This window comes from Pseudomonas sp. A125, assembly GCF_055409485.1.
Window position 1 is genome coordinate 25,818 of the sequence record NZ_JBUZVP010000046.1, and the last position, 7,056, is coordinate 32,873.

Genomic DNA, 7,056 nt, shown 5'->3' on the forward strand with positions numbered 1-7,056 from the left:
GTTCCGCCAGCCATGGATATAGAGCGGTTTTACCCTTTGAAACGATTCTTCAACATAGCTTTTCAAGCCGCCAAAAATTCCTTCGACTACCCTCAATGAGCCCGTCAGTGCTGGCTTTGGGTTGTATGGCGCAGTGTCACTACTTGCTTTCGGGCTGCGGCCCCGGTATAAAAAATCAAATTAATTTTTAAAACAATATTTCCGCAGTGGAACTCCAACCCTTATGGTCGCGAAGAAACTCAGCGCTCCAAACGTTACCAAGACTCGATTGCTGGATGCGACAGAGGCTCTTTTCATCAAATACGGCTATGACGCCGTTTTGTTGCGGCAGATAACCGAGAGGGCCCAGGTCAATCTCGCTGCGGTGAATTACCACTTCGGGGATAAAGACTCCCTGATGAAAACCCTGCTGATGCAGCGCCTGGAGCCGCTTAACGAGCAGCGTCTGGAGTTACTTGCCAGGTGTGAAGCGGAGTCCGACGGCCCGCTGGATTGCGACACCTTGCTGGGCGTGCTGTTTGCCCCGGCCATGGGGCTTGAGCGCAGCGATCCGGCGAGTGGGGAAGGGCGCTCGTTCATCCGTTTCCTGGGGCGTGTGTACAGCGACACCTCGCCGTTTATCCAGGAATACCTCAAGGTGCATTACCAGCCGGTGTTCCAACGCTTTTTTGAAGCGTTCGCCCTGGCCTTGCCAGACCTGCCGCGCAACGAACTGGGGGTGCGCTTGCAATTTGCCCTCAAGGCCATCTCCGGGGTGATGGCCGGTACCGAGCTGCGCTTGCTGATGAACTCCATGAGCCTGGGCCGCCCGGCGACGGATGCCGAGGTCATGGCCAAGCTGATTACCCTGGTGTCGGCAGCGATTCGTGTGCCGCAGCAAAGTCCTGAAGCCGAAACGGCTCTGGCGCGGGTGCTCGATACCCAGCGCGCGATACGTGAGCAAGCGGCGTCGCCTGTCGACAAGATTGCTCGCTGATCCATCAAGACCGGCTTGCAATGAGCCGGTTTGCTTCGACTCCTCTCTGAAGAAACCGAGTGAACACTCAAATCCCGGGCAAAAAAAACCCGCTGGGGCGGCGGGTTTTTAACTACAGCGTTTGTAACGGATGAGGCTTCACCCTACGTCTCTGGATGTGAATAAAACGTGAAAAATATGTAAGAGAAAGTTTGAAGTCTAGTGGCTTGTGTAAACCCGACAAATGGCGTCAGCGTTGACTGTGAACCCGGCCAATAAAGTCCAAAAGGTACTCACTCACCCTTTCCGGCGCATCCTCCATCAGAAAATGCCCGGCGTTTTCCACCACCTGCAGCACTGCCCCGCGAATGTCGTTTTGCAGGCGATGTGCATACGCCAGCGGCTGCCATTCATCTTCAGCGCCCCACAAAATCTGCACCGGCAAATCCATGCCCGGTAGGCGCTCCGCAAAATCGGCGGTATACCGCGAGTCGTAATGCGCCACCTGATGCTGGTAGAACGCAGGCTGGCCGATCACGCCACTGATCGGCACCAGGTATTCCTCCAGCAGCGCGCCCTGCATCACGCTCTTGTCGAACACTGCCATGGCCAGCTGTCGGATCATCAACGCGCGGTGTTCATCCGGCGTCATGCGCGCATGTTCGGCAAATCGCTGATGAATCCCGCGCCAGGTGGGCGATGGCCACGAGTCATAGCTGGGGGTGTCGGCGACCGTCAATGAGTGCACCCGCTGCGGATGGTCAAGGGCAAACAGCAGCGCGTTGACGCCGCCGATGTCATGGCCTACCAGGTGCACCCGCTCAAGCCCCCAGTGGTCCAGTAAATCGCCGATCAAGCGGCTTTGTGCGGCCACCGACGTATCGGCCTGGAGTGGGCGCTCTGAAGCGCCAAAACCCAACAGGTCGAACAAATGGACCTGTGTGCCGGCGGCAGTCAGGCGCGGGACCACTTTGCGCCAGATGATGGAATGGGCGGGCGTGCCGTGCAGCAACAACACCGGTAGCCCCTCACCATGGCGGCCAGTGGCAATGCGCCAACCGTTGATCAGTGCGGTTTCGTTAAGCAGGGCAGTCATGACAGATCCTCGCGGTTAATGAAGGCTTTACCCTAAAGCCCGGCTGGTCATGACACCAATGACAACTTACTCTCTACCTATCCTGTTTTTGTCATAGGTGTTGATCATGAACCAGCGACTGCCCATTGATGTGCTGCGTGCCCTGCAAACCGTGGTCGAAACCGGCAGTGTCACCCGCGCGGCCGAGCGCCTGAACCTCAGCCAGTCGGCGGTCAGCTGGAAGATCAAGCGCCTGGAGAAACAACTCGAACGGCCATTGATCCAGCGCGAGGGGCAGCGCCTGGTGGCCAGTGATGACGGCGCGCAGCTGCTGGTCCACGCCCGGCGCATCATCGAGGCCCACGACGCGGCGTTGGCGCATTTCAATCCAGTGCAGTTGCAGGGCTCCATCCGCCTGGGCGCCACCGAACAGGTGCCGATGGCCAAGTTGTCGAACTTGCTCGGCCAGTTTTCCCGGCAACACCGCCAGTTGGATGTACGGATCGTGGTGGAACAGAGCCACGTGCTTCGCCAGGCCCTGGTGGACCGCGAGTTGGACCTGGCGCTGCACCAGGATTTCATCCCGCGTATCGAAGCGCGGGACCACTTGCTGTGGACCGAACAGGTGCACTGGTGCGCCCGGCCCGGCTGGCAGGCCGCGCCTGACGAAAGCGTGCGGCTGATCACCTTCGGCCCCGGTTGTTTTTACCGGCAACTGGCCCAGGAACGGTTGAGCGCCTTGGGCATTCGCTGGCAGGTGGTGGTGGAGTGTGGGTCGGTGGAGGGCGTGGTATCGGCCATCGCCGCCGGGTTGGGCATCGGCCTGCTCAACAGTGACCATCTCGACAAGCGCGTGGAAGTGTATCGCCCCTTCGACCAACGGATGCCGCTGCCCGAAGTGGCGAATGTGTTGCGCTTTGCCGAGGACAGCCCCGAGCCCCGGTTACAGGCGTTGCAGCAACTGCTGGTACACGCGCTGCAGCGGGGCTGATCAGATTTTCCAGTGGCTGGCACTCTTGGCCAGGCGCTGGCGCATGCCATCAATGTTCGCCGCCAGTTGCAGGGTCAATAACCGGTAACCGTCCAGGGCGTTGGCCACCGGCACTTCAAATGTCTGCTCGTGGGTCGGCGTGTTGCTCGGCCGTTCCAGCCGGTCGGTGGCCCCGGATTGCAACGCCCGCGCCATGCCAATCAACTGCACCCGAATCTGCCGATGCTCGGCCTTCAATGCCACTTGCATACGCGCCAGGGCGTCCTTGTCCCGTGGATCGGGCCGGGTATTGCCGAGGATCTCCAGGGTGCTGATGCACATCCGCAAATGCCGTTGGATGGTGTCCAGTTCGGTCATGGAAATCCGCACTTCCTTGGACACCGAAGGCATCAACGAACGCAGTTGCAGCATCGCGGCGTTAAGCCGATTCAGCAGCTTGAGGTGTTCATCATCGGTGACCGACTGGCCGCTGATGATCCGGCTATAAATTGCCGCGCAATCGCGCAAGGCACTGGCCAGGTTGTAGCGCCAGGAATACACCGCATACAGCGGGAGGGCGAAGGAAAACGCCAGGGCCAGGACGATGCCGATCAAGATGTCGACCGTGCGCCACAGCCCGTCCGATATCGGATTATCGCCATGGCCCGCGACGATAAATACGGTGATCGCCGAAAGCAACGCGATGTATCCGCCCTTGCCGATGGCGTGATAGGAAAAGAACCCGCACACCACCGACATCAGCAAATAGGTCAATAACGGCTGCCCCAGATACGCCTGTTGCAGCACCAGCAGCAAACCGACGCTGGCGCCGATCAACGTGCCGTAGGCGCGCTCGACGGCTTTCTTGCCGATATTGCCATGGTGCTGCAAACCGCCGATCACGATCAACATCGTCACCGAGGCCCACTCACCGTGGGGCAGGTTGATGCCGGTGGTGAGCAGGATCGTTGCGAGCAAACCGATGGAAACCCGTACTGCGTGGATCAACTTTGCGTGACGGTAGCGCCGGTACGGGTCCAGCAAAGGACGCAGCAAGCGGCGGGCGAAGAGGGGCAAGTGCAGGTTCATCAATCTGGATGTGGCCTCGTCAGTAAGGATTCACGCGGTCAATATGTGGGAGCCGGGCTTGCCCGCGATGGCGGCGTGTCAGTCACCACAGATGTCGACTGTCGGCCCTCATCGCGGGCAAGCCCGGCTCCCACATTCTTGAGCGGCGCCAGGCTCAGAAAATATAATCAGTGGTCAGAAAGCTCGACGTGCGCTCCTGCAGGATATCGCTGACCAGTTCCTTGTTGCTCGCCTGGAACTTGGTCGCCACCAGGGTACGGATCGAAAACACCCGCAACGCATCATGTACCGACAGCGTGCCCTCGGCCGAGTTCTTGCGCCCGTTGAACGGGAAACTGTCCGGCCCGCGCTGGCACTGGGCGTTGATGTTGATCCGGCCCACCTGATTGGCGAACGCGTCCACCAGGCGCCCGACTTCGCGAGGGCTGGTGCCGAAGATACTCAGTTGCTGGCCGAAGTCCGACTCCAGCACGTAGTCGATCACCGTTTCCAGGTCGCGGTAAGGCACGATCGGCACCACCGGGCCGAACTGTTCCTCGTGGTACACGCGCATCTGCGGGTTCACCGGGTACAGCACCGCCGGGTAGAAAAACGAGCCACGGCTGGCGCCGCCATTTTCGTTCACCACGTTGGCGCCGTGGGCGAGTGCGTCGGTCACCAACCCTCCCAGGTAATCGACCTTGCCCTGCTCGGGCAGTGGCGTCAGCGACACGCCGTCTTCCCACGGCATGCCGGGTTTGAGGGTCGCCAGCTTGTGGTTGAATTTCTCGATAAAGCTGTCGACCACATCCTCGTGCACAAACAGGATCTTCAACGCGGTGCAACGCTGGCCGTTGAACGAAAGGGAACCGGTAACCGCTTCGCTGACCGCATTGTCCAGGTCGACCTGCGGCAGCACGATCCCCGGGTTTTTCGCATCCAGGCCGAGTGCCGCACGTAGGCGGTGAGGTTTTGGGTGGAGCTTTTTCAGGTCGCTGGCGGCCTTGTTGGTGCCGATAAACGCAAAGATATCGATCTTGCCGCTGGCCATCAGCGCGCTGACCGTCTCGCGGCCGCTGCCGTAGATCACGTTGATCACGCCGGCGGGGAAGCTGTCGCGAAACGCTTCCAGCAATGGGCGAATCAACAACACGCCGAGCTTGGCCGGCTTGAACACCACGGTATTGCCCATGATCAGCGCCGGGATCAGCGTGGTGAACGTCTCGTTCAGCGGGTAGTTGTAAGGGCCCATGCACAGCGCCACGCCCAGCGGCACCCGGCGGATTTGCCCCAGGGTGTCCTGCTCCAGCTCGAAGCGGCTGGAACGGCGGTCGAGATCCTTGAGGGCGTTGATGGTGTCGGTAATGTAGTCGCAGGTGCGATCGAACTCTTTCTGCGAGTCCTTGAGGTTCTTGCCGATCTCCCACATCAGCAGCTTGACCACCGCATCGCGCTGTTCACGCATGCGTCGCAAAAAGGCTTCGACGTGCTGGATGCGATCCACCACGCGCATCGTCGGCCAAGCGCCCTGGCCACGGTCGTAAGCGGCCACGGCGGCGTCGAGGGCGGTCAAGGCCGTGTCGGCGTCCAGCAGCGGGGTGCTGCCGATGATCACGGGTGTGTCACCGTCGGCCCCGCGCAACTGCACCGGGCTGCGTACTTCGGCCAAGGGCCCGTGCCACACATGCAACTGGCCGCCGACCAGGTAATCACGTTGTTCAATGGGCGCCGCGAGCCGGAATTGCTCGGGAATCTCGGCGGCAGTGGGAAACAGCTGGGCGAGCAGGTTGTCGGTGGTCATGTCGCTACCCCTGGAGTGGTTGCAAAACGTGACTAGAGATTCACCCATCAACGGTCCGTGTGGCAAGGGTTAGACGCATTACGCCCACAAGTGGCCCGTTTGGCAACGTTTTGCCTTGCTTTGTGAACCCTGGAAAACCTTGAGCACAACCGGGTGCTCGCCGGGTAAACTGCGCGGCTTTCTTGAAGGAGTTCACATGAGTCAGTACCAGCCGGGCATTCTTGCCGCACCGGTGCCGTTGCAGGCACGCCATCTGTTTTTTGCCATTGAGTCCCTGGAGGCTGTACCTGCCGCACTGGATGCGCTGGTGCAACGGGTGGATGCGAATGCGGTGGTCGGTTTTGGTGAGCCGCTGGTCAATGCGCTGGGCGCGCGAATTGAAGGGTTGCGGGCGTTCCCGCGTGTGAGCGGGCCGGGGGCGGAGAATCCGTCGACCCAGCAGGCGCTGTGGGTCTGGTTGCATGGTGTGGATCGCGGTGAGTTGCTGTTGCGCAGCCGGGCGTTTGAGAAGGCCCTGGCGCCGGGGTTTGGTCTGGTGCAGATGACCGAGGGGTTTCGCTACAAGACCGGGTTTGACCTGACTGATTATGAGGACGGCACTGAGAACCCGCATGACGATGCGGCGGTGGATGCGGCGGTGGCGCAGGGTGGTGCGAGTTTTGCGGCGATCCAGCAGTGGCAGCATGACCTGGATGGGTTTGCGGCGTTGCCGGCTCTGGAGCGGGACCACATTATTGGTCGGCGCCATGGGGATAACGAAGAGTTGGAGGATGCGCCGGAGTCGGCGCACACCAAGCGTACGGCCCAGGAGAGTTTTACGCCTGAGGCGTTTGTGGTGCGTCGGTCGATGCCTTGGGCCGAGAATGGTCAGGCGGGGTTGATGTTCCTGGCGTTTGGGCATTCGTTTGATGCGTTTGAAGCGCAGTTGCGGCGGATGAGTGGGCTTGAGGATGGGATCGTTGATGGGTTGTATCGTATTAGCAAGCCGTTGACTGGGGGGTACTATTGGTGCCCGCCATTGCGTGATGGGCGGGTGGATTTGAGCTTGGTGCTCTGAGGTTTTGTACCGGGTACATATCCTTTATTTGGGTAACGGCTGATATGGGTTCCGCTCTTACAGCGGGTCACTTTTGAAAAGCGCAAAAGTAACCAAAACGCTCTGCCCCGCCTGTCGGCGCCTCGCTGTG

At 60.3% G+C, this 7,056-nt stretch carries 6 protein-coding genes; 3 read left to right on the forward strand and 3 right to left on the reverse strand.

The window, feature by feature from the left end:
* Positions 1 to 223: 223 nt before the first annotated feature.
* Positions 224 to 976 (forward strand): TetR/AcrR family transcriptional regulator, encoded by a 753-nt coding sequence (locus ACZRN6_RS34415; protein WP_063028731.1) that lies wholly within the window; start codon positions 224 to 226, stop codon positions 974 to 976.
* A 229-nt stretch (positions 977 to 1,205) separates the two neighbouring features.
* On the opposite strand, the gene ACZRN6_RS34420 is transcribed toward ACZRN6_RS34415, so the two are convergent.
* Positions 1,206 to 2,051 (reverse strand): alpha/beta fold hydrolase, encoded by an 846-nt coding sequence (locus tag ACZRN6_RS34420; protein ID WP_464009888.1) that lies wholly within the window; start codon positions 2,049 to 2,051, stop codon positions 1,206 to 1,208.
* 106 nt (positions 2,052 to 2,157) lie between these two features.
* Between ACZRN6_RS34420 and ACZRN6_RS34425 the strand changes: the two genes are divergently transcribed.
* Positions 2,158 to 3,021, forward strand: a complete 864-nt coding sequence (locus ACZRN6_RS34425; protein ID WP_464009889.1) for a LysR family transcriptional regulator — start codon at positions 2,158 to 2,160, stop codon at positions 3,019 to 3,021.
* Here the strand turns inward: ACZRN6_RS34425 and ACZRN6_RS34430 are convergent, their stop codons facing one another.
* Together ACZRN6_RS34430 and ACZRN6_RS34435 are read right to left on the reverse strand one after the other, a co-directional pair.
* Positions 3,022 to 4,083: an FUSC family protein gene (locus ACZRN6_RS34430; protein WP_322148717.1), complete on the reverse strand. Its 1,062-nt coding sequence runs from the start codon at positions 4,081 to 4,083 to the stop codon at positions 3,022 to 3,024.
* 160 nt (positions 4,084 to 4,243) lie between these two features.
* The gene (locus tag ACZRN6_RS34435; protein ID WP_322146071.1) at positions 4,244 to 5,869 is read right to left on the reverse strand and encodes an NADP-dependent glyceraldehyde-3-phosphate dehydrogenase; all 1,626 of its coding nucleotides are present in this window, start codon (positions 5,867 to 5,869) and stop codon (positions 4,244 to 4,246) included.
* Positions 5,870 to 6,065: 196 nt separating this feature from the next.
* Between ACZRN6_RS34435 and ACZRN6_RS34440 the strand changes: the two genes are divergently transcribed.
* Complete coding sequence (locus ACZRN6_RS34440; RefSeq protein ID WP_322146070.1) at positions 6,066 to 6,926, forward strand: Dyp-type peroxidase; 861 nt, start codon at positions 6,066 to 6,068, stop codon at positions 6,924 to 6,926.
* Positions 6,927 to 7,056 lie beyond the last annotated feature (130 nt).